The sequence below is a fragment of the Alkalimonas sp. NCh-2 genome (assembly GCF_039631345.1).
Lineage (GTDB): Bacteria > Pseudomonadota > Gammaproteobacteria > Enterobacterales > Alteromonadaceae > Alkalimonas > Alkalimonas mucilaginosa.
The window spans coordinates 479912-502724 of the sequence record NZ_JBDIUV010000002.1; the positions used below are offsets into that span (position 1 = coordinate 479912).

Sequence of the window (22813 nt, forward strand, 5' to 3'; positions counted from 1 at the left end):
GAGCGATTTGCTGGTAAGCGAATTATCGGTCGCGCTGTTCTTTTTTCAGTTTCAGTTGCCGGGTTTGCTCATGCAGGCTGGCCCGTACAATGAGTTCCTGATCCAATTCGCGGATATGGCGGTACACCACATCCACTTGCCATTCGTCGCTATTTGCAACAGGCCTGGACTCCAGCACCTGGCCCAGGCAAAACACTGCGCCTTCGCCGTGCGCCAGAAATATTTTCAGCTGCAGCCAGTCACCGGTTGCTAATGCCTGTTTGCTTTGCAAACACAGGCCCGAGCCACCATAACTAAGGGTGTGGTAGCGGTACTCGGCCTGATCCTGCTGTTGCAGAATGTAATGCATCATCATGTCGACTTTTTTTGCCAACTGCTGCAAATAACGGCTGAGCTCATCGGCAGCATCCCCTAAACGGGACAGGTTGCGAATGGATGAGCTGTTTAGTTGTACCATCTCGCTGGCAAGACGAAACGGCTCTGGCATCAGTGCCAGAAAGTCGTCTTCCGTCAAAGTGTCGCCGTCGCCCGGATAGGGTTGGGCGTTGAGGGCAATGCTGTGCTCAATTTGAAAATAGTCGGCAAAGTCTTCTTTGAGCCGGGCTAGTTGTGCTGGATCCATGCGGTTGCCTGTTTTCCGGATGCTGAACAAGAGTTTGTCTGGTACTATGTCGCTCACTTTACCACTTTACGACGACATTGTCCTGAAGATCCGATACCGTCTATGCAGCTACCAGTCAGCTTGTGGATCGGCCTGCGTTACAGCCAGAGCCGCAAAGGAAATGCGATTATTTCCTTTATTACGTTGTTTTCTATTGCCGGGATTTTTCTCGGTGTCATGGCATTGACGATAGTCAGCTCGGTGATGAACGGCTTTGAAGCCGAGCTAAAAAAGCGCATTCTGGGTGTATTGCCCCATCTGATAGTGCAGCCGGATGGTCAGAGTGCCGAAAACTGGCAAGCACAGCTGCAACAGGATTATCCCGGTATTGTCCAGATCAGCCCTTTTATTCAGGCTGAGGCAATGGTGCAGTCACCCAGGCAATTGATGCCGGTGCAGTTGCAAGGCGTGGATGTAGAGCAACTGCCAGACTTTATGGCACAAAGTCTGGTACGGGGACAGTGGCAGCAATTGGCGCAGCAGCGTTTTCCTATCGTGCTTGGCCGTCAGTTGGCCGATGAGCTCGAGGTCGGGCTGGGCGACTCGCTGCGTTTATCGTTAGCACAAGGCGGTAGTTATACACCGCTCGGCTGGATGCCGCGACAACGTCTGTTTCAGGTGGTCGGGTTGCTGGAAACCGGCTCAGAGCTGGATCAGGTGTTAGCGGTGGTTCAGTTGGATGCCTTGCAGCGGTTGGTGCAGCAACCCGGCACTGACAAGCCGGACTCCATTCAATGGCGAATTCAGTTGCAGGACCCTTTTGCTGCACCGGCCTTTGGTGCCCAGCTTATCCGGGATGGTCATTTCCAGGCGGTCCAGGACTGGCGGCAAAGTCATGGCAAATTATTTGCCGCTGTGGCGATGGAAAAGGCCATGATGTGGCTCCTGCTGTTGCTGATAGTCGCGGTAGCTGCTTTTAATATTGTCTCGGCCCTGGTGATGATGGTGACGGAAAAGCAAGCCGAAGTCGCCATTTTAAAAACTCAAGGCATGCAGAATCATCAACTCTTTACCATTTTTGCAGTGCAAGGCATGAGCAATGGGGTGCTGGGTGCTGTGCTGGGTGCCATTGCCGGTGTGTTGCTAAGTGGCTCTATCAATGCTTTGTTGGCGCTGTTTGGTTTGCAAATTGCAGGCGGTATTGAGCTGCCGGTGTTGATGAAAGGGTCGCAAATCCTTGTTATTGTGTGCAGTGCCTTGCTGTTGACCTTTCTGGCCGTGTTGTATCCGGCCTGGCGGGCAGTGCAGATCCAACCTGCGGAAGTATTGCGTGATGAATAAAGTATTAGAAGGGCGCCAACTGGTAAAAGCATTCCGGGACGGATCTTACCGCACACCAGTGCTCAATGGCGTTAGTATCCAGTTGGAAGCCGGCACTATGGTGGCCATTGTGGGTAGCTCAGGTTCGGGCAAAAGCACTTTGTTGCATCTGCTTGGAACGCTGGAGCAGCCCGATAGTGGCAGTCTGTGCTTGATGGGAAAGGATGTGGGCTCATTATCTGAGCGCGAGAAAGCCAGCTTGCGTAATCTGCATCTGGGCTTTATTTACCAGTTCCATCATTTGCTGATGGACTTTACTGCGCTGGAAAATGTCGCCATGCCACTGCGCATTCGCGGTGAGTCTGAAGCGGTGGCCGGGCAGGCGGCAAAAAGTATGTTAGAGCGGGTTGGTTTGGCGCACCGTTTAACGCATCGGCCTGCCGAGCTGAGTGGTGGTGAGCGGCAGCGGGTAGCGATTGCGCGGGCCCTGGTTGCCAAGCCGGCACTGGTGCTGGCGGATGAGCCGACTGGGAACCTGGATCATCAGACGGCTGAATCAATTTATGCATTACTGCGTGAGCTCAATCAGCAGCTTGGCACCAGTTTTGTTATTGTGACCCATGATCAGCAATTGGCGGCTAAATGTGATCGCTACTATTTAATGCAGGATGGCTTGCTGGAGCAGCCTGATGCATAGTGCATGGTTTCAATCCTTGTCCTGGCAACTGGCACGAAGATACCGTCGCACCCGCCACAGCAATGCCTTTATCCGTTTTATTTCGGCCTCTTCTACCCTGGGAATAGGTCTTGGCGTGGCGGTGATGATCCTGGCTTTGTCGGTGATGAATGGCTTTGAGCAGGCCTTGAAAGACCGGCTGTTGGCGGTGATCCCGCATATTGAGCTGCAGTCGGTCGACGGACAAATCCTTGACTGGCCGATGAAGCTGGATCGCATGGCGGAGCATCCGGCGGTGACTGCTGCTGCACCTTACATTAAAAGTAATGGCATCTTACGGCAGGGGCAGCAGGTGAAAGGGGCGGCTGTGCGTGGTGTCTTGCTGGCGGAAGAGCAGGGCATTACCGATTTTTCCCGTTACCTGCACGCAGGAACACTGGATGCATTGCCTGACGATAGCATCATTCTGGGGCGGGGGCTGGCCGAGGCTTTGCAACTGGATGTCGGTGATCAGGTGCAGCTGATGTTACCGCAATTTAATCCGGATGGCCGGCTGGCGCGCAGTCAGACGGTGGTGTTGACCGTATCGGCCATCATTCAGGTTGGCGGGCAGCTGGATTATCAGCAAGCCTGGGTGGCGATGCCTGCTTTGGCTTCCTGGCTGCTGATGCCAGCCGACAGCGTGCATGGCTTTGCCTTTCAATTAAACGACCTGTTCGCTGCCCCCAGGGTAGCCCAGCAACTGGGCAGCTGGTCGCATGATTATGTGTATCTACAGGACTGGATGCGGACCCAGGGCCATTTGTATCAGGATATTCAGATGGTACGCAGTATTGTTTACCTGGTACTGGCGCTGGTGATAGCCGTGGCCTGTTTTAATATTGTCGCTACTTTGGTGATGGCGGTGCGGGAGAAAGAGTCCGATATCGCCATCTTACTGACCATGGGACTGGCACCCGGTGCCGTGATCCGAACCTTTATGTGGTTGGGGTGGCTCAATGGCTTGATTGGTACCAGCGTGGGCGCTCTGACCGGCTGGTTGCTGAGCCGTTACATCGAGCCGTTGTTTTATTTGTTTTCCAGACTAAGCGGTAAAAGCTTTCTGGATCCCAGTATTTATTTTATCGACTTTGTACCGTCGGTATTTTTGTGGCGTGATCTTATCTGGACGGTCAGTATTGCGCTTAGCTTAAGCCTGGTGGCAACTTTGTACCCGGCCTGGCGTGCCAGTCGGGTGCAACCAGCCCGGGTCTTGGGGCAAAAATAGCTTGGGCTAGTGCCCATCCTTCAGGACCGGGCACTACTTCATCCCGTTACCATTCCCGTTGCCATTACGGCGGTCGCGCTGCGCCCGCCGTATCGACAGCACCCAAAGCCAGTCAATTAAAAAGTAACCAACGATACTGGCGGTGGTGCCCATCAGCAGGCAGCCCAGTAAGAAGGGCTTGCCGATGGTCGCCATACTGCTGACCAACCATTCAATACTGGCTTCGAACGCGAAGGGCTCCAGCGGGGCCGCCAGTACGGCGCTACCCACCAGATAGCAAAGATAAAACATCACCGGCATGGTCAGCGGATTCGATAACCAGACACAGCCCACCGCCAGCGGTAAATTAACCCTCAACGGAATAGCCACAGCGGCTGAAGCCACCATCTGAAAAGGCATCGGCATCCAGGCCCAGAATAAGCCAATAGCAATAGCACCGCGCGCCGATCGGCGGTTTAAATGCCACAGATTGGCATCGTGCAGCAGGGTGCCGAAAATTTGCAGCGCCTTACTTTGACGAATTACCTCTGGATTTGGCAGGTATTTTCGAATAGTCTTCTTTGGCATTACAACTCATTTACTCAAAGTAAACATGATGGCTCTGGGGTTGGGAATACTGTTTGGTTGCCTATTGTCGCTATTTTTACCGGCAGTGCCACCTTTTTTTGTATTTTTGCTTCTGTTGCTCAGTGTAGCATTTTTCGGCTGGCGGCGCTGTTGGTTTTGCCTCGGTGCGGCTTTGTATCTGCTCAGTTGGCACTGGACGGTCTGGCACCATCAGCAGGCGTCTTTACAGTTATTACAGACCGCTGCCACCCACGTAGAAGGACGGATTGCAACTATACCACGCTATTTTGATACTTCTGCTCAGTTTGAGCTGGAGTTGCTGCAGGGGCCGGCTGCCGGCTATCGGGTTCAGGTGCGCTGGTACAATGCGCCAGAGCAGCTGGCTGCCGGTCAGGTATGGCAATTACCTGTTCAGCTCAGTGCAATCCGGGATGAGGCCAGCCGGGCAGGCTACTCAGCACAGCGTCAGGCTTTGATCCGCCAGCAGTTAGCCCGGGCCAGTGTCCGCACAGAGCAGCCAGCCATGTTACTTGGGAATCGCATTGCCCTGCGTCAGCGACTGTACGCACAGTTTTGGCAAGCGACCAGGTCACTTGATAGCCAGGCCCTGCTGCTGGCGCTTACCTTTGGTGAGCGTTCTTTTTCACAGAACTTGTGGCAAGGACTGCAGCATGCCTCCCTGGGCCATTTAATGGCAATTTCCGGGCTTCATATTGGCCTGGTGTTTGGCTGGTGCTGTTGGCTGTTACTGCCCTTGCGCTGGATTGGGCTGGATCCTATTTGGCAACAACGAGTGCGACTGCTACTCGCTTTGATGGCCGCTTTGGTTTATGCCTGGTTGGCTGGTTTTGCGATCCCAACGGTGCGGGCCTTACTGGCACTGACGTTGTTGGTGATGTACAACTGGTACTTGCAACGATTGACCTATCATCGCTTTTGGCTGCTATTGGTTGCTCTGTTGCTCTTGTGGCAGCCGATGTGGGCTTTAAGCCAGAGCTTCTGGTTGTCGGTAGTGGCCGTTGGCTTCATTTTTATCTATCTATGGTGTTTTGCCCCGGCTGGCTCAGGGAGCTGGCTGCGTCTGAAGCAACTCCTGGGCTTCCATGTATTTATGACCTTTTGCATGATACCCGTCACATTGCTGTTTTTTGGCGGCTTCTCGCTGTTTGCACTGATATCAAATCTGTTGTTTGTGCCCTGGTGTTCTTTGGTGGCCATCCCGGCATTGCTGATGACTGCTTTATTGCAAAGTATGCAGCCGGAATGGGCCGCAGGGCTGTGGCCCTGGATGGATAAGTTGTTTCTGCCTTTGCTCTGGTGGCTGGAGTGGGCCGCTGATCAATCCTGGTTTTGGTGGCAACGACCTGAGATGCCGTTTTGGTTGTTGCTGGCGGCGGCGATGAGCCTGTTGATGCTGTTACTGGTTCGTCGTGTCGCTATCGCCTTGCTGGTGGTGTTGGCTTTTATTCCGTTCTTTGCTGCCGTACAACAGCCGCAGGGCTGGCGCTTGCATCTGCTGGATGTGGGGGCCGGTCAGGCTATTGTGCTGCAGTATCAGCAGCATGCCTTGCTGTATGATGCCGGACCTGGCTGGGGCGATAGCAGTGCCACCGAACGGTTGATTTTACCTTATTTGCGAAGCGTTGGTATCAAGCAGCTGCATTACTTGGTGTTAAGTCAGCAGCAGGCGGGATCGCTTGGGCACTGGCCAGTGCTGCGGCAGCATTATCCCGGGCTGCAAGTCTATACCGATGTGCCTACGGCACATCATTCGAAAGGTTGCGCCCAGTTGCCTATGCAGTTTTATACTGCAGAGCTGGTGGTTCTGCAGGACAGCACTCTGCATGCTGCTGAGCAGGCTCCGTCCTGTGTGATCTTACTTGAGGTGGAAGGATGGCGCATTCTGTTGCCCGGCGCTATGCGGCTAGCGGATGAGCAGCGTTTGTTGCGGCAGTATCCAGAGTTAACGGTAGATATGCTGTTACTGTCCGGGCAGGGGCGGGATACTGCCAGCGGCCTGGACTTTTTGATGCAGCTGCGACCCCGGCTGGCATTGAGCAGCCATGGCCAGCGTGGTCGCGTGCCTGCTCCTGCTGCAGCAGTCCAGTTGCGGCTGGATGCGCTGGAGATCCCACTCCTAAGCACGGCACAGCTTGGCACGATTCAGATAGCCATTGCCCCTGATTCTGTGCAAATATATAGCAAACGAGCCACCCGGCTACCATTTTGGCTGGATTCTATGCAACTAACTGCTGTGCCTCCATCGCAGAGACGTTAGAATGTCAGCAACGATACAATCAGGATTATGAATTTGCATATCAGTGATATTTCGAACAAAACATCCCAACGACTGTTGGGTTATTTAAAGCCGTATCGTATTGGCTTTGTCCTGGCTATGCTCGGGATGGTGGGTTACGCCCTGGTGGATGTTGGCTTTATTTCCATGCTGCAGCCTTTTATTGATGATGGCATTGAAGGGAAAGATGCTGATTTTCTGAAATATGCTCCGCTGTTTATAATCGTGATGTTTTTATTTCGTGGTGCGTCGCATTTTATTGCCACCTACTGCCTGAGCTGGGTTGGAGCCAATATTGTCAAAGATATGCGGCAGCAACTGTTTGAGCATCTGATGCGCTTGCCGGTGTCGTTCCATGATAAACACTCTACCGGCGATATGATTTCCAAAATTACTTACGATACTGAGCAACTGAAACAGGCGACTTCCAAGGCGCTTATTGTGCTGATCCGGGAAGGGGCCTTTGTGTTTGGCTTAATTGGCCTGATGTTTTGGCATAGCTGGCAGTTGTCACTGATTTTCTTGTTAATAGCGCCTATCATTGCGATTATCGTGGGCTTTGTATCCAAACGATTCCGTAAAATCAGCAATCGTATTCAAACAGCGATGGGCCAGGTGACGACCTGCTCGGAACAGATGTTGAATGGCCATAAAGTTATTTTATCTTTCGGTGGCCAGGCCATTGAGAAAGAACGCTTTTCCAGGGTTAATAATGTAACCCGTCAGCAGGATGTGAAGCTGGAGTCGGCCAAAGCCATGAGCACCGGGGTGGTGCAATTGATCGCCTCTTTTGCACTGGCATTTGTTCTTTTTCTGGCCAGCCAGCCGGCGATGCTGGAAAGCTTGACCGCCGGTAAGTTTACGCTGATTGTATCGGCCATGGTGATGTTACTAAGGCCTTTGAAACAATTGACTACGGTCAATGGTGATTTCCAGCGTGGTCTGGCAGCGGCCAATAGCGTGTTCCGGATCCTGGATCAAATACCCGAGCAGGATACCGGTAGTCGAGAACTGGGAAGAATATCCGGGCATATCCGCTTTGATCATGTTGATTTCAGTTACCCGGGGCATGAAGAAAAGCAAGTGCTGAAAGATATTACCTTTGAAGTCATGCCAGGCCAGACCGTAGCCCTGGTTGGACGCTCCGGTAGTGGTAAAACCACCATTTCCAGTTTGCTGCCGCGTTTTTATGAAATCGAGAAAGGCCGCATCCTGCTGGATGATATCTCCGTTAAAAGTTGCACTTTAAGTTCGCTGCGTGAACAAATGGCCATTGTTTCTCAGCACGTGACTTTGTTTAACGACAGCATTGCCAACAACATCATGTATGGTCTGGAGCAGCCGGTCAGTGAAGAGCGGCTATTGGATGTGGCAGAAAAAGCGCATGTGCTGGAGTTTTCCAGCCAGATGAAAGATGGGCTTAATACCATCATTGGGGAAAATGGTGTTTCACTCAGTGGTGGCCAACGTCAGCGAATAGCGATTGCCCGTGCTTTGCTGCGTCAGGCGCCCATCTTAATCCTGGATGAGGCTACCTCGGCGCTCGATACTGAGTCGGAACGAAAAATTCAGGCGGCACTGGATGAGCTGCTCAAAGGGCGTACCAACATTGTGATTGCGCACCGCTTATCCACCATTGAAAATGCCGATCAAATTCTGGTGATGGATCAAGGCCAAATTATTGAGCGGGGCAATCACGCCAGTCTGCTGGCCAAGGATGGAGCCTATGCCCAGCTGTACAAGATGCAATTTGGTTCCAAACCGGCATGAGCTGGCTGGAGCGCGGCTGGTATCGGTCTGCCTGGTGGTGTTGGCTGCTGTGGCCGCTAAGCTGGCTCTTTGCTGGTGTGACGGCGTTAAGGCGCTTTGCTTACCGACAAGGGTGGCTTGCCAGTGAGGCCTTGCCTGTTCCTGTGATTGTGGTGGGCAACATCAGTGTCGGGGGGACTGGTAAAACCCCTTTTACCCTGTGGCTGTGCCACTGGTTGCAGCAACAAGGGTATAAACCAGGCATTATCAGCCGCGGCTATGGCGCAAAGATCCGATACCCAACACAAGTGACACCAGATGCGAATGCCAACGAGGTGGGAGACGAACCGCTGCTGTTGGCGCAACGCTCAGGTTGCCCGGTGGTGGTTTGTCCGGATCGTGTCGCTGCCGGTCACTTTCTGCTGGAGCAGCAGGACTGCGATATTATTATCAGTGATGATGGCTTGCAGCATTACCGCATGCAGCGCGCTGTTGAAATCGTTTTGATCGACGGCCAGCGAGGGCTTGGTAACCAGTTGCTGTTACCAGCCGGTCCATTGCGTGAGCCGGTTAGCAGGTTGCAGGGGGTCGATTTGGTGATTGCCAATAGCGGATCGCATGCCCTGGCAACGGGCCAGATGCAGTTGCAGGTGACTGCTGCTACCGCGTTATTGGATCAACAACCACTGACCGCCGATGCGGTGCATTTATTGGCTGCGATTGGCAACCCGCGCCGTTTTGAGCGGACGGCCAGGGACGCAGGTTATCAGGTGTTGCAGTGCTTTTTTTTCCCGGACCATCATGCATACAGTGCGGCGGAATTGGCATCCTTGCCGGTTCCGCTTCTCATGACAGAAAAAGATGCGGTAAAATGCCGCCCATTTGCCCGGGCTGGCTGGTATCAGTTGCAGGTTGCAGCGGTACCTGAGCCTGAGGTTGTACAGAAACTGTCCGCCCTGTTGGCGGCATTACGGAGCTGATATGAGCTTACCCGTTGCTTTAACAGAAATTCTGGCTTGCCCGCTGTGTAAAGGAAAGTTGAAATACAGTGCGAAGCAAGCGGAATTAATTTGTACCTTTGATAAGCTGGCATTTCCTGTACACGACCAGGTGCCGGTGATGCTGGAGACAGAAGCCCGTCAGTTGACCGCAGAGGAACTGGAAGCATGGACTTCATCGTCGTAATACCTGCCCGCTATGCCAGTAGCCGTTTGCCAGGGAAGCCTTTGGCAGACATCGCTGGCATGAGCATGATTGAGCGTGTCTATCGGCAGGCACTGGCCAGTGGGGCCAGCCGGGTGGTCGTTGCTACCGATGATCAGCGGGTCTTTGCAGCGGTGCAGTCTTTTGGTGGCGATGTCTGCATGACGCAAGCTGACCATAGCTCTGGCACTGAGCGGCTGGCCGAAGTCGTTCAACAACTTGCGTTAGCTGACGATGCTGTGGTGGTCAATGTGCAAGGGGATGAACCTTTTATTCCTGCCCGGATCATTCATCAGGTGGCGACTAACCTGGTAAACCAACAACTGGCTGAAATGGCAACTTTGGCGGTTGCTATTGAAGATCAGGCTGAGCTGGCAAACCCGAATACTGTAAAAGTGGTCTGTGATCAGCAAGGCTATGCGTTGTATTTTAGCCGGGCTTGTATCCCTTTTGACCGGGACGCCCAGTTTGGCAGTCAACTGGCATTGCATTATCGCCGGCATATTGGCATTTATGCATACCGTGCAGGCTTTATCCGCCGCTATATCAATTGGCCGGCTTCGGTATTGGAGCAGCTTGAGTCACTGGAGCAGTTACGGGTGCTTTGGTATGGTGAAAAAATCCATGTGGCACTGGCGCTGGAGTATCCACCCCATGGTGTGGATACTCCCGATGATCTGGCGGCCGCACGGGCATTTTGCCAGTCGTTGGCTCAGCAGCAGAGAGATTGAATTATTCTAACCTTGTTAAAAGACCACCCGGACTGGCTGGCGCTGCATAAGCCTGCCGGGATCAGTTTTCATTCTGAGTCGGGAGCTGGCCTGGTGGTGCAGGCTGAGCAGCAGCTTGGTCTGAAACTGTACCCGGTGCATCGATTGGATAAAATGACATCCGGTATCTTGTTGCTGGCTAAATCATCTTCGGCGGCTGCTGAGCTTGCCGCTAAATTCCGGCTACAGCAGATGGAAAAGTACTATCTGGCGCTGAGCGATCGTAAGCCAAAGCGCAAGCAAGGCTGGGTGAAAGGCGATATGGTGAAAGCCCGGCGAGGTGCCTGGAAGCTACTGGCCAGCCAGCAGCAGCCAGCTGTGACCTATTTTATCAGTCAGGGAGCAGCCGCGACTGGTAGCCGGCTCTTTCTGCTAAAACCCTGGACTGGCAAGACGCACCAGATACGGGTGGCCCTGAAGAGCCTGGGCAGTCCTATTCTTGGTGATGAGCTCTATGGCGGCAGCCCGGCTGATCGGGGCTATCTGCATGCTTATGCGCTCTGTTTCGACTGGCAAGGTCAACGCATCGAGTTACTCTGTACACCGCAACAGGGAGATGCTTTTGCCCGGCAGACGTTACCCTGGCTAACTCCCTGGCAATTGAGTTGGCCATCTTTCCAACAACCAACAACAAGAGTGAGTGATTCAGGTGGCAAATAAGCTTCCGGCTGAAACGACAGCTAGAGAGATCCGGGATGAGCAGCGTTTTGCAGGCATAGCGCGCCTGTACGGCGTGAAGGCCCTGGCGCATTTTCAACAGGCGCATGTTTGTGTGATTGGTATTGGTGGTGTTGGGAGTTGGGCCGCAGAAGCTCTGGTACGCTCAGGCGTGGGTCGTATTACCCTGATTGACCTGGATGACATTTGCGTAAGCAATACCAACCGGCAATTGCATACCACCTGTGACACCATAGGGCGTGATAAAGTTGCAGTGATGGCGGAACGTCTGCGGGCTATCTGGCCTGGTTGTCTGGTCAATGAGGTCTCTGATTTTATCAGTAAAGACAATCTGTTCGAGCTTATTACTCCGGATATGGATTATGTGGTAGATGCCATCGACTCGGTGGCAGCTAAAGTGGCGCTGCTGGCGCATTGTAAGCGGCAGAAAATCCCAGTGATTTGTACCGGTGGAGCTGGCGGCCAGCTTGATCCAACGCAAATTCAGGTGGCTGATTTGACGCAAACGACCAACGATCCTTTGTTGGCCAAAGTGCGCAATACCTTGCGCCGGGATTACCAATACAGTCGTAACCCCAAGCGCCGCTATGGCATTGATTGCGTGTATTCGACCGAGCAGCTGAAATACCCACAGCCTGATGGCACCGTCTGTCAGCAAAAACAAACAACGGCTGGCCCTATGCGGTTGGATTGCAGCGGTGGCTTTGGAGCTGCTACTGTGGTAACTGCCAGCTTTGGTATGGCCGCGGTGGCACGACTGCTGCAAAAGCTGGCGAAAAAGGCACAGAACGAATCACAAAACTAATCAATGTGATTGGCCAGAGTAAAGCATAGCCCTAAGGTTGTAAGCAGCAACCAGCGTAGCCGGCTGCGTCGACGCGCCTCAGGGCTGCGCAGATAACGAAGCATGAAATAAGCCTGGCGCACATCTTTCCCTGCTATTGGCGATAGCAGATGCACCAATCGATACAGGACCCACATCCGATCAACCAGCTGCACGCTCTGCTGCCAGATATGCTGTGGTGCATGGGTTTTGTAGCACAGAATGGCCTGAGTAATTAAGCTGCTATCTGCTGGCAGATAACGGTACAAACCATGAATAAAAACCAGCACATCGCGAATTTGGCATTGCTCATTGGTTAGTACTTTAGCCGGATCTTCTTCAAAATCTAAAAAGCAAATACGCTCACCATCCCAGGCCATATCGCGCAATGCAGGGCGGCCATGCCAACGGCCTGCCTGATGCAAATCCGCCAGAGCTTTCGCTGCAGCCAGTAAAATCGTGGATTTTTCCTGCTCGCTGCAATCAGGGCTTAATAACCACTGTTTTAACGAGGGCCCGGCATCTGCAAGTGCAATCCAATCTGCTTCGGCGGCGATTAATTTCGGCACAGGGACACCTAAATCACTGAGATGTTGCAGCCGTTTGGCTTCCTCTTGAATAGCGACAACTCCGGCCGGAGCCTGGGTAGGAATGTAGAGTGGGTTATTGCTGATTCGGGCGATGCAAGACGCTAGCCAGCGCCAACGTGGGGATGCATGGTATTCCGCTCGTTTCACCCAGACGGTCTGGCCTTCGAACTGGCAGCTAAAGGTGCGGGCGGATTGTTCTGCAATCTGCTGGCGCAGTGGTTGCAGCAGAGGTTGCTGAGAGTGTGAGGGGGGTTGAGAGGACATGCAGCATGCTCCGAATGGGATCTATCATCGGCAGATTATAGCAAAAAAGCTGAATGCAAGCTGAACTTTAACTTGACTGTATTTTTTTTAACCTTTGAATAACAGCTGTCAGACCCTTGGCTCTGGACTGACTAAGATGTTGTGTCAGGTGCAGGCGTTGCAGGCAGTGCTCCAACTTGGTTTCTTTGAGCTCAGCTGTAGACATGCCATTGATTTGGCACAATAAAACAGCAAGCAAAGCTTTAACAATACGTGCATCCGACTCAAAAATAAAGAAGTGTTTGTCGCTGGAACCATCGTGATAGTGCAGCAGCCAGGCCCGGCTTTCGCAGCCAGAAATTATCGCACTGGCAGGGCGATGCTCTTCAGGGATGGATGGGAGTTGTTTTGCCAGTTGCATCAGTTGCCGGTAGCGTTCCTGCCAATGTCCTTGCTGCGCCAGCTCTGGCAGTTGCTGCTGGACATGCTGCAAGGCTGTGGTGGTAGTTTCAAGGGTGCTGGCAAGATGAAAGGACATAGCTACTCCGGTGTGCTGTCTTAACAGGGCAACAGTCTATGATAATGCGTGTGGAAAGTAAAAAGCGACCCGAAGGTCGCTTTGCAACTAGTGTAAGCGAAGCGCTTAACGCTGATTGATGCTTTTTAAATCACGGCTGGTGTAGCCGGTATACAGCTGGCGAGGACGGCCGATTTTATGGCCTTTCTCGCTTAGCATCTCATCCCAGTGTGAGATCCAGCCTACAGTGCGCGACATAGCGAAGATGACAGTGAACATGCTGGTTGGAATGCCGATGGCTTTTAAGATAATACCGCTGTAGAAATCGACGTTCGGGTACAGCTTTTTCTCGATGAAGTACGGATCTTCCAGCGCGATGCGTTCCAGCTCCATTGCCACATCCAGCAGCGGATCCTTGATGTTCAGTTCTTTCAATACTTCATGACAGGTTTCCCGCATCACTTTGGCGCGTGGGTCAAAGTTTTTGTACACACGGTGACCAAAGCCCATCAGGCGGAAGGCGTCGTTTTTGTCTTTGGCGCGTGCGACGAATTCAGGAATGCGCTCCACCGAACCGATCTCCTGCAGCATCTTCAGACAGGCTTCGTTGGCACCACCATGGGCCGGGCCCCACAACGAGGCAACACCCGCGGCGATACAGGCGTATGGGTTGGCACCTGAGGAACCAGCCAGACGTACTGTGGAAGTGGATGCATTTTGTTCATGGTCGGCATGCAACATAAAGATGCGGTCCATGGCTTTAGCCAGTACCGGGCTCACTTTATAGTCTTCTGCTGGCACTGAGAACATCATATGCAGGAAGTTTTCGGCGTAGCTCAGTTCGTTGCGTGGATATACAAAAGGTTGACCGACGGTGTATTTATAGGCCATGGCCGAGATGGTCGGCAACTTGGCAATCAAGCGGTGAGCGCTGCGTTTACGCTGCTCTGGGTCATTGATATCGAGGTCTGAGTGGTAAAAAGACGACAAAGCACCAACCACACCACAGAGCATAGCCATGGGGTGGGCATCTACCCGAAAGCCCTGGAAGAACGAGGCGATTTTTTCGTGCACCATGGTATGGCGTGTAATGGTGTTTTCGAACTGGTCGTACTGCGCTTGATTCGGTAATTCACCTTCCAGCAGCAGATAACACAATTCCAGATAATTGGATTGTTCCGCCAATTGTTCAATAGGGTAACCCCGATGCAGCAGCACGCCTTTGTCACCGTCAATATAGGTAATTTTTGATTCACAGGATCCGGTCGACATAAAACCAGGATCAAAGGTGAAGTACCCATGCTGACCCAAGGCGCGAACGTCAATTACGTCGGTGCCAGCCGTACCTGAATAGATAGGCAACTCGAACGATGTCTCATCGATCTGCACGACGGCTTTCTTATCTGCCATTGGATTTCTCCTATTAATTGATTAAGTATCAGAAGAGGGATGCTGCAGCTATTCTAACTGCAAATCCACCCCAAAAGTCAATTTTAATGCGTTTTTGTGCAATAAGTATACGACTCTGGTCGTATTGCAGTGCCAAGCGGTTTATGGCACCGTGCCGGCACAGGATTTTTTCCTGTTAAACCAAACAAAAATTGTAATAACCAGGCATGAAATATATACTATTGCCGGTGCTGAAACAGTTCACCATCCTCAGTAATTTCAGCTGAACCAGCTTGGGTTTCCTGCAGTATATGCTGAGGGTGATGACTGATTATTCAGTTCTTCAATAATCACAACTAAAGCTCGTGTACGGGCGTCGATGGACAAGAAACTGTGAAAAAGCAAAGACCTGTAAACCTCGACCTGACCACAATTTCACTTCCTGCCTCTGGCAAAGCCTCTATCCTGCATCGTATCACCGGCGTGGCAATGTTTATTGCCCTGATTCTGGTTGTATGGGCCTGGGCCGTCTCGTTGTCTTCTGCGGAAGGCTTTGAGCTGGTGAAATCTGTGTTGACCTCTCACTTCGCTAAATTCCTGGCGTGGGGCACCATCACGGTGCTGCTGTATCACCTGATTGGTGGTATTCGTCATATGGTAATGGATTTAGGCTACTGGGAAGAGTTGTCTTCTGGCAACACCAGTGCGCGTGTGGCCATTGGCCTGTGGATTGTATTAGCTGTTCTGGCCGGAGGTTGGTTATGGTTCTGAATCAAGCATCCCTGAAACGTGATGGCGTGCAGGATTATGTGTCTATTCGTGCGACCGCGACTGTGCTCGGTTTGTACGTCCTTTTTGTTTTGGGTTTCTTTTTGGTCACGCCAGAAGTTACCTACGAAGTGTGGAACAACCTGTTTGCTCAGCTTTGGATGAAAGTCTTTACGCTTCTTGCGCTGATCTCAGTTGCCATTCATGCCCGCATCGGCTTGTGGCAGGTGGTCACTGACTACATCAAAAATGCTCAGTTGCGTGCTCTGGTGCAGTTTATCGTGAGTGTAATGGCATTTAGCTATGTTGCTGTCGGTCTCTTTGTGTTGTGGGGCCTTAAAGTTGTGGGAGCAGAGTAATGAGTATTCCAGTTCGTGAGTTTGATGCCATTGTCATTGGCGCTGGTGGTGCTGGTATGCGTGCCGCCTTACAGATTACCCAGTCCGGTTTAACCTGTGCCTTGCTATCGAAAGTTTTTCCAACCCGCTCGCACACAGTATCTGCCCAGGGTGGTATTACCGTTGCGTTAGGCAACTCCCACCCGGATAACTGGGAATGGCACATGTTCGATACCGTCAAAGGCTCCGATTACATCGGTGATCAGGACGCGATCGAGTATATGTGTAAAACTGGCCCTGAGGCCATTACCGAATTAGAGAACATGGGCCTGCCATTCTCCCGTTTTGAAAACGGCCGGGTCTATCAGCGTCCGTTTGGCGGCCAGTCGAAGAACTTCGGTGGCGAGCAGGCCGCTCGTACTGCTGCAGCAGCTGACCGCACCGGCCATGCCTTGTTGCATTTGCTGTACCAGCAAAACGTCAAAAACCGCACTCAGGTGTTCAGTGAGTGGTATGCGCTGGACCTGGTGAAAAATCAGGATGGTGCTGTGGTGGGTTGTACCGCCATTGATATCGAAACCGGCGAAATCGTTTACTTTAAAGCCCGTGCTACTGTGCTGGCGACCGGTGGTGCCGGCCGTATTTATGCATCGACCACCAATGCGCACATCAATACTGGTGATGGCGTAGGGATGGCACTGCGTGCTGGTGTGCCACTGCAGGATATGGAAATGTGGCAGTTCCACCCAACCGGTATTGCCGGTGCTGGTACGCTAGTCACTGAAGGGTGTCGTGGTGAAGGTGGTTACCTGCTGAATAAAGATGGTGAGCGCTTTATGGAGCGTTACGCGCCGAATGCTAAAGATCTGGCAGGCCGTGATGTGGTTGCCCGCTCGATGATGACTGAAATTCGTGAAGGTCGCGGTTGCGATGGCCCTTGGGGCGTGCACATTAAACTGAAGCTGGATCACTTAGGCGAAGAGGTGCTGGAAAGCCGCCTGCCTGGTATTTGTGAGCTGTCGCGCACTTTTGCCCACGTTGATCCGGTGAAAGAACCGATCCCGGTGATCCCAACCTGCCACTACATGATGGGTGGTATTCCAACCAACGTGAATGGCCAGGTTATTAAGCCAACGGCTGATGGTCATGATGCCATTGTGCCGGGCTTGTTTGCCTGTGGTGAAATTGCTTGTGTCTCGGTACATGGCGCCAACCGTCTGGGCGGCAACTCGCTGCTGGATCTGGTGGTGTTTGGCCGTGCGACTGGTCTGCACCTGGGTGAAGCACTGGCTGCTACCTCTGAAGGTCGTGCCGCTTCCGAGTCGGATTTGGATGCTGCCCTGGCACGGACCCGTCGCTGGGAAGACAGCAAGCCAGGCCAGGGTGAAGACCCGGTGCAAATTAAGAAAGACCTGCAGAACTGCATGCAGCTGAACTTCTCGGTATTCCGTGAAGGCGAAGCTATGGCAGAAGGTTTGCAAGAGCTGAAAACCATCCGTGAGCGTTTAAAGTTCGCCCGTTTGGATGATAAGAGCTCGGACTTCAATACTCAGCGTATTGAATGTCTGGAGCTGGATAACCTGATGGAAACGGCATACTCTACCGCTGTTGCAGCAAACTTCCGTACCGAGAGCCGTGGTGCTCATGCGCGCTTTGACTTCCCGGATCGCGACGATGAAAACTGGTTGTGTCACAGTGTGTACAGCCCGGAGACTGAGTCGATGTTTAAGCGGCAAGTCAATCTGGAACCGAAGTTCCGTGAAGCTTTCCCACCCAAAGCGCGTACTTACTAAGAGGGCAATGCGATGAAGAAGTTAGTATTCTCCGTCTATCGTTACAACCCTGATGTCGACAATGCGCCGCGCATGCAGGATTACACGCTGGACAACCCGGAAGGCCGGGACATGATGGTGCTGGATGCGCTGTTAAAGCTAAAAGAGCAGGACCCAACTTTGTCGTTCCGTCGCTCGTGCCGTGAAGGGGTTTGTGGCTCCGACGGTTTGAACATGAATGGTAAAAATGGTCTGGCTTGTATTACGCCTTTGTCAGCGGTTGGTTTAAAAGGCGGCAAGATAGTCATCCGTCCTTTACCCGGCTTGCCGGTGGTGCGCGATCTGGTGGTGGATATGAGCCAGTTCTATACCCAGTACGAGAAAGTGAAGCCTTATCTGATTAACGACAGCAAGCTGCCACCTGCCGGTGAATTTTTGCAGTCGCCGGAAGAGCGCGCTAAGCTGGATGGTTTGTACGAGTGTATCTTGTGTGCGTGTTGTTCGACCTCGTGCCCATCATTTTGGTGGAACCCGGATAAGTTCATTGGCCCGGCGGGCTTGTTGCATGCCTACCGCTTCCTGGCGGACAGCCGTGATACCGCGACCGAACAGCGTTTGAACGACCTGGATGATGCTTTCAGCGTATTCCGTTGCCATGGTATTATGAATTGTGTCAATGTTTGTCCTAAGGGGCTGAATCCGACCAAGGCTATTGGTCAGATTAAATCCATGTTGTTGAGCCGGGCGCTGTAAAGCGCCCCTTTTGAGCAAGTAACTGATGCAAGCATAAAAATAACAGTAACTTAGACTATACTGTTATTTTTTTGCGGTTTTTCCAGGTGCGCAGAAATAAGGGAAACTAAATGCACGAAGGTGTGATGAAGGCGTGGTTAGAGTCGTCTCATCTGGGCGGTGGCAACATGGCCTATGTGGATGAGCTCTATGAATCCTACTTGGCGGAACCTACCAGTGTAGGGGACGAGTGGCGTGAGTTTTTCGCTCAGTTGCCAAAGCTTGATGGTGTTGATCTGGAAGTGCGGCACTCGGATATCCGACAGCAGTTTGCTGAGCTTGCACGCAATAAACATCGTGAAGTGGTCACGGTGCCGGGCAGTCAATCGGCCGATTTGCGTCAGGTTAAAGTATTGCAATTGATCAATTCCTATCGTTTCCGTGGGCATCAGCATGCCCGGTTGGATCCTTTGGATCTATGGAAGCAGCCACGGGTTCGCGATCTCGAGTTGTCGCATCACGAACTGTCTGAAGCTGATTACGATACTGAGTTCCATGTTGGATCATTCGCCGGCGGCCCGGAAACGATGAAATTGGGCGATTTGCACAAGGCCCTGGAAAAAACTTACTGCGGCTCCATTGGTGCCGAGTACATGCACATCGTGTCTACTGATGAAAAACGCTGGATCCAACAGCGCCTGGAAAGTATTCATTCCACCCCTGATTTCGATAAAGACAGCAAAAGCCGGATTTTAAAAGATCTGATTGCTGCCGATGGCCTGGAAAAATACCTGGGTTCTAAGTTCCCGGGAGCCAAGCGGTTTGGTCTGGAGGGTGGCGATGCCATGATCCCGATGCTGAAAACCATGATCCATCGTGCTGGTGAGCAGGGCGCGAAAGATTGTGTGATTGGTATGGCGCACCGTGGCCGTCTGAATACTCTGATCAACGTCTTGGGCAAAAACCCGTCGGATTTGTTCGATGAGTTTGCCGGCAAGTACACCGTAGTGGGTGCCGGCGATGTGAAGTACCATATGGGCTTCTCATCCGATTTTGCCACCAAAGGTGGTAATGTGCATTTGGCATTGGCCTTTAACCCGTCGCATCTGGAGATTGTGAACCCGGTGGTGATGGGCTCCGTTCGTGCCCGCTTGGACCGTCGTGGTTGCAGCGACGGCTCTTTGGCCTTGCCAATTACCATCCATGGTGACTCAGCCTTTGCCGGTCAGGGTGTAGTGGCAGAAACCTTCAATATTTCACAAACCCGTGCCTTTAAAGTGGGCGGTACCGTTCGCATTGTGATTAATAACCAGGTTGGTTTTACTACCTCAAAGCGCGAAGATACCCGCTCTACCGAATACTGTACCGATATTGCCAAGATGGTACAGGCACCGATTTTCCACGTGAACGGCGATGATCCGGAAGCCGTGGTGCTGGTGGCACAATTGGCGGTGGATTACCGCAATACCTTTAAGCGTGACGTGGTGATTGACCTGGTCTGTTACCGCCGTAATGGTCACAACGAAGCGGATGAGCCGAACGCAACCCAGCCGCTGATGTACCAAAAGATTAAGAAGCACCCAACGCCGCGTGAGCTTTATGCTGAAAAACTAACCAAGCAAGGCTTGCTCAGCGACGATGATGTCAAAGCCATGATGGCCAATTACCGTGATGCGCTGGATAAAGGCGACTGCGTGGTGGATGAGTGGCGTCAGATGGATCACACCAGCTCGGTGGATTGGACTCCTTTCCTGAATCATGATTGGGATTCTGATTACGATGCCAGTATGAGCGTCGAAGCTCTGGTTGCTTTAGGCGAGAAAGCCATCGATGTACCTGCCAGCCATGCGCTGCAGCGTCAGGTGGGCCGGGTCTATGAAGATCGCGCTAAGATGCTGCAGGGCGAGAAGAAGATCGACTGGGGCTTTGCTGAAATTCTGGCCTATGCCTCTGTGGTGAATGAAGGCAGCCGCATTCGTATTGTAGGCCAGGACTCTGGCCGTGGCACCTTCTTCCATCGCCATGCGGTATTGCACAATCAGACCGATGGCAGCACCTATGTGCCGCTGGAGCATATTTCTGACGAGCAAGGCCCGTTCCAGGTGTACGATTCTGCCTTATCGGAAGAGGCCGTCTTGGCGTTTGAGTATGGCTACGCCACCGCTGAGCCGCGGGCTTTGGTGATCTGGGAAGGTCAGTTTGGTGACTTTGCCAACGGTGCCCAGGTGGTGATTGATCAGTTCCTCAGTTCTGGTGAGCAAAAATGGGGCCGGCTTTGTGGCTTAACCCTGTTGTTGCCACATGGTTATGAAGGGCAGGGCCCGGAACACTCTTCAGCGCGTCTGGAGCGTTTCCTGCAGTTGTGTGCTGATCACAACATGCAAATTTGTATCCCGACTACACCGGCGCAGGTCTTTAATATGTTGCGCCGCCAGCAGGTTCGGCCTATGCGTCGTCCACTGATTGTGATGTCACCTAAATCCTTACTGCGGCATCCGCTAGCTACTTCTACACTTGAAGAGCTGGCATCTGGCCGCTACCTGAATGTGATTGGTGAGATTGATGACATCAAACCAGCCGATGTGAAGCGGGTGGTATTCTGCAGTGGTAAGGTGTATTTCGAGCTGCTGGAAGAACGTCGTAAGCGCGAAATTACCGATATTGCCATTGTCCGGGTGGAACAGTTGTATCCATTCCCGCACGAAGAAATGGATCAGATCCTGTCGCAGTACAGCCATGTCACCGATTATGTCTGGTGTCAGGAAGAGCCGCAAAACCAGGGCGCTTGGTACTGCAGCCAGCATCATTTCCGTGCAGCCATTGGCAAAGCTGGCTATCTGACTTATGCCGGCCGTGAAGCTTCTTCGTCGCCAGCTGTTGGCTATTTGTCGGTGCATAACAAGCAGCAGCAGGCGCTGATTAACGACGCATTGACACTGAATCACGAGGAAAAACAATGACAGATATTAAAGTACCTGTATTGCCGGAGTCTGTTGCTGATGCCACTGTTGCCAAGTGGCATGTGGCAGAGGGCGATTCCGTGAGCCGTGATCAAATCGTGGTGGATATCGAAACCGATAAAGTGGTGCTGGAAGTGGCTGCGCCGGATGATGGCGTGATCGATTCCATTAAGCATCAGGAAGGCGACACGGTAACCGCCGAGCAAGTGCTTGCAACCCTGAGTGCTGGTAGCAAAGCTGCTGGCAATACCAAATCCTCTGCTGCATCCAGCCCAAATGACGATGCTGCAGAACCCTCTCAATCTGAACAATCCGCAAAAGGTGAACAAGTGGACATTCAAGTACCTGTACTTCCTGAATCCGTTGCTGATGCAACCATCGCAACCTGGCATGTTAAGCCAGGTGAAGCTGTGACCCGCGACCAGGTGCTGGTCGATATTGAAACCGACAAAGTGGTACTGGAAGTGGTGGCTCAGGCCGATGGCGTGATGGGCGACATTCTGGAAGATACCGGTGCGACCGTACAGGCCGAACAAGTGATTGGTAAGCTGGAAGCCGGTGCTGCACCTGCCAAGAGCGACAGCAAAGCGGAAGCAAAAGCGGACGACAAAGCCGACAGCAAAGCAGATGCCGATGACAGCAGTGATGATGCGCTGAGCCCGTCTGTGCGTCGTCTGATTGCGGAAAAAGGCCTGGATGCCAGCAAAATCAAAGGCAGTGGCAAAAATGGCCGCATTACCAAAGAAGATGTAGAGAAGCACCTGGCCTCTGCCGGCAGCAAAGAAGCAGCAAAACCTGCAGCAGCAGCGCCAGCCGCTGTAACAGGCGATCGTACGCAAAAACGGGTACCGATGACGCGGCTGCGTAAAACCATTGCCAACCGTTTGCTGGAAGCGAAAAACTCGACTGCCATGTTGACTACCTTCAACGAAGTGAACATGAAGCCGATTATGGATCTGCGTAAGCAGTACCAGGATGTGTTTGAAAAGCGTCACGGCATTCGTTTAGGCTTTATGTCCTTCTATGTTAAAGCAGTGACTGAAGCACTGAAGCGCTTCCCTGAAGTCAATGCCTGCATTGATGGTGACGATATTGTCTATCACAACTACTTTGACATCAGCATTGCGGTCTCCACACCGCGTGGTTTGGTGACGCCGGTACTGCGTGACTGCGACAAGATGAACTTGGCGGAAATTGAAAAAGCCATTAAAGATCTGGCCATCAAAGGCCGCGATGGCAAATTGTCGATGGACGATTTGCAAGGTGGTAATTTCACCATCACCAACGGTGGTGTTTTTGGCTCCCTGATGTCGACGCCAATCATCAACCCACCACAGTCTGCTATCCTTGGAATGCATAAGATCCAGGATCGCGCCATGGTGGTAGACGGCAAGATTGAAATCCTGCCAATGATGTATCTGGCATTGTCGTACGATCACCGTATTATTGATGGCAAAGAGTCGGTCGGTTTCCTGGTAACCATCAAAGAGTTGCTGGAAGATCCAACCCGCATTCTGCTGGATATCTAATCGCAGAGTGGTTGGTCCCGGCAAG

At 52.4% G+C, this 22813-nt stretch carries 21 protein-coding genes; 16 read left to right on the forward strand and 5 right to left on the reverse strand.

Features of this window, described 5'->3' with window-relative positions:
* Nucleotides 1-22: 22 nt before the first annotated feature.
* The gene (locus tag ABC502_RS07420; RefSeq protein ID WP_330088970.1) at nt 23-622 is read right to left on the reverse strand and encodes a PilZ domain-containing protein; all 600 of its coding nucleotides are present in this window, start codon (nt 620-622) and stop codon (nt 23-25) included.
* Here ABC502_RS07420 and ABC502_RS07425 point away from each other — a divergent pair.
* The 3 genes from ABC502_RS07425 to ABC502_RS07435 are packed head-to-tail and all read left to right on the forward strand — an operon-like array spanning nt 608 to nt 3864.
* Nucleotides 608-1942, forward strand: coding sequence for a lipoprotein-releasing ABC transporter permease subunit (locus tag ABC502_RS07425; protein WP_330088971.1), 1335 nt, complete (start codon nt 608-610; stop codon nt 1940-1942). The two genes, ABC502_RS07420 and ABC502_RS07425, sit on opposite strands and share 15 nt — an antisense overlap.
* Nucleotides 1935-2618: a lipoprotein-releasing ABC transporter ATP-binding protein LolD gene (gene lolD / locus ABC502_RS07430; protein WP_345915417.1), complete on the forward strand. Its 684-nt coding sequence runs from the start codon at nt 1935-1937 to the stop codon at nt 2616-2618. The genes ABC502_RS07425 and lolD overlap by 8 nt, the downstream gene beginning before the upstream one ends.
* Entirely contained in the window at nt 2611-3864 is a 1254-nt protein-coding gene (locus tag ABC502_RS07435) for a lipoprotein-releasing ABC transporter permease subunit (RefSeq protein ID WP_345915418.1), read from the forward strand. Before lolD ends, ABC502_RS07435 begins: the two co-directional genes overlap by 8 nt.
* A gap of 33 nt (nt 3865-3897) precedes the next feature.
* On the opposite strand, the gene ABC502_RS07440 is transcribed toward ABC502_RS07435, so the two are convergent.
* Nucleotides 3898-4431, reverse strand: coding sequence for a DUF2062 domain-containing protein (locus ABC502_RS07440; protein WP_345915420.1), 534 nt, complete (start codon nt 4429-4431; stop codon nt 3898-3900).
* A gap of 28 nt (nt 4432-4459) precedes the next feature.
* On the opposite strand from ABC502_RS07440, the gene ABC502_RS07445 reads away from it, so the two are divergent.
* The 7 genes from ABC502_RS07445 to tcdA are packed head-to-tail and all read left to right on the forward strand — an operon-like array spanning nt 4460 to nt 11932.
* A complete protein-coding gene (locus ABC502_RS07445) occupies nt 4460-6709 on the forward strand; it encodes a DNA internalization-related competence protein ComEC/Rec2 (RefSeq protein ID WP_345915652.1) in 2250 nt (749 codons plus the stop codon).
* 27 nt (nt 6710-6736) lie between these two features.
* Nucleotides 6737-8497: a lipid A export permease/ATP-binding protein MsbA gene (msbA, locus tag ABC502_RS07450; RefSeq protein WP_330088976.1), complete on the forward strand. Its 1761-nt coding sequence runs from the start codon at nt 6737-6739 to the stop codon at nt 8495-8497.
* Entirely contained in the window at nt 8494-9456 is a 963-nt protein-coding gene (gene lpxK, locus ABC502_RS07455; protein ID WP_330088977.1) for a tetraacyldisaccharide 4'-kinase, read from the forward strand. The genes msbA and lpxK overlap by 4 nt, the downstream gene beginning before the upstream one ends.
* 1 nt (nt 9457) lies before the next feature.
* Nucleotides 9458-9661 carry a Trm112 family protein gene (locus ABC502_RS07460; protein WP_330088978.1) on the forward strand — a complete coding sequence of 68 codons (204 nt, stop codon included), beginning with the start codon at nt 9458-9460 and terminating at the stop codon, nt 9659-9661.
* Nucleotides 9643-10410, forward strand: coding sequence for a 3-deoxy-manno-octulosonate cytidylyltransferase (gene kdsB, locus ABC502_RS07465; protein WP_345915421.1), 768 nt, complete (start codon nt 9643-9645; stop codon nt 10408-10410). The genes ABC502_RS07460 and kdsB overlap by 19 nt, the downstream gene beginning before the upstream one ends.
* 12 nt (nt 10411-10422) lie before the next feature.
* Entirely contained in the window at nt 10423-11109 is a 687-nt protein-coding gene (locus ABC502_RS07470; RefSeq protein WP_330088980.1) for a TIGR01621 family pseudouridine synthase, read from the forward strand.
* Between the two features lie 28 nt (nt 11110-11137).
* Nucleotides 11138-11932, forward strand: a complete 795-nt coding sequence (gene tcdA, locus ABC502_RS07475) for a tRNA cyclic N6-threonylcarbamoyladenosine(37) synthase TcdA (RefSeq protein WP_330089022.1) — start codon at nt 11138-11140, stop codon at nt 11930-11932.
* Here tcdA and ABC502_RS07480 read toward each other — a convergent pair.
* The 3 genes from ABC502_RS07480 to gltA form a co-directional block, all read right to left on the reverse strand.
* Complete coding sequence (locus tag ABC502_RS07480) at nt 11929-12804, reverse strand: lipopolysaccharide kinase InaA family protein (protein WP_345915422.1); 876 nt, start codon at nt 12802-12804, stop codon at nt 11929-11931. The two genes, tcdA and ABC502_RS07480, sit on opposite strands and share 4 nt — an antisense overlap.
* A gap of 67 nt (nt 12805-12871) precedes the next feature.
* Entirely contained in the window at nt 12872-13321 is a 450-nt protein-coding gene (locus ABC502_RS07485; RefSeq protein ID WP_345915423.1) for a SufE family protein, read from the reverse strand.
* Between the two features lie 105 nt (nt 13322-13426).
* A complete protein-coding gene (gene gltA, locus ABC502_RS07490; RefSeq protein WP_330088983.1) occupies nt 13427-14710 on the reverse strand; it encodes a citrate synthase in 1284 nt (427 codons plus the stop codon).
* Between the two features lie 372 nt (nt 14711-15082).
* Here gltA and sdhC point away from each other — a divergent pair, with 372 nt between their 5' ends.
* The 6 genes from sdhC (at nt 15083) to odhB (ending at nt 22788) form a co-directional block, all read left to right on the forward strand.
* Nucleotides 15083-15460 (forward strand): succinate dehydrogenase, cytochrome b556 subunit, encoded by a 378-nt coding sequence (gene sdhC, locus ABC502_RS07495; protein WP_330088984.1) that lies wholly within the window; start codon nt 15083-15085, stop codon nt 15458-15460.
* Nucleotides 15451-15816: a succinate dehydrogenase, hydrophobic membrane anchor protein gene (gene sdhD / locus ABC502_RS07500; RefSeq protein ID WP_345915424.1), complete on the forward strand. Its 366-nt coding sequence runs from the start codon at nt 15451-15453 to the stop codon at nt 15814-15816. Before sdhC ends, sdhD begins: the two co-directional genes overlap by 10 nt.
* Complete coding sequence (gene sdhA, locus ABC502_RS07505; RefSeq protein WP_330088986.1) at nt 15816-17588, forward strand: succinate dehydrogenase flavoprotein subunit; 1773 nt, start codon at nt 15816-15818, stop codon at nt 17586-17588. Before sdhD ends, sdhA begins: the two co-directional genes overlap by 1 nt.
* A 12-nt stretch (nt 17589-17600) precedes the next feature.
* The gene (locus tag ABC502_RS07510) at nt 17601-18320 is read left to right on the forward strand and encodes a succinate dehydrogenase iron-sulfur subunit (RefSeq protein ID WP_330088987.1); all 720 of its coding nucleotides are present in this window, start codon (nt 17601-17603) and stop codon (nt 18318-18320) included.
* A gap of 110 nt (nt 18321-18430) precedes the next feature.
* Nucleotides 18431-21259, forward strand: a complete 2829-nt coding sequence (locus tag ABC502_RS07515; protein WP_345915425.1) for a 2-oxoglutarate dehydrogenase E1 component — start codon at nt 18431-18433, stop codon at nt 21257-21259.
* Nucleotides 21256-22788, forward strand: coding sequence for a 2-oxoglutarate dehydrogenase complex dihydrolipoyllysine-residue succinyltransferase (gene odhB, locus ABC502_RS07520; protein WP_345915426.1), 1533 nt, complete (start codon nt 21256-21258; stop codon nt 22786-22788). The genes ABC502_RS07515 and odhB overlap by 4 nt, the downstream gene beginning before the upstream one ends.
* The last annotated feature ends 25 nt before the right edge of the window (nt 22789-22813 follow it).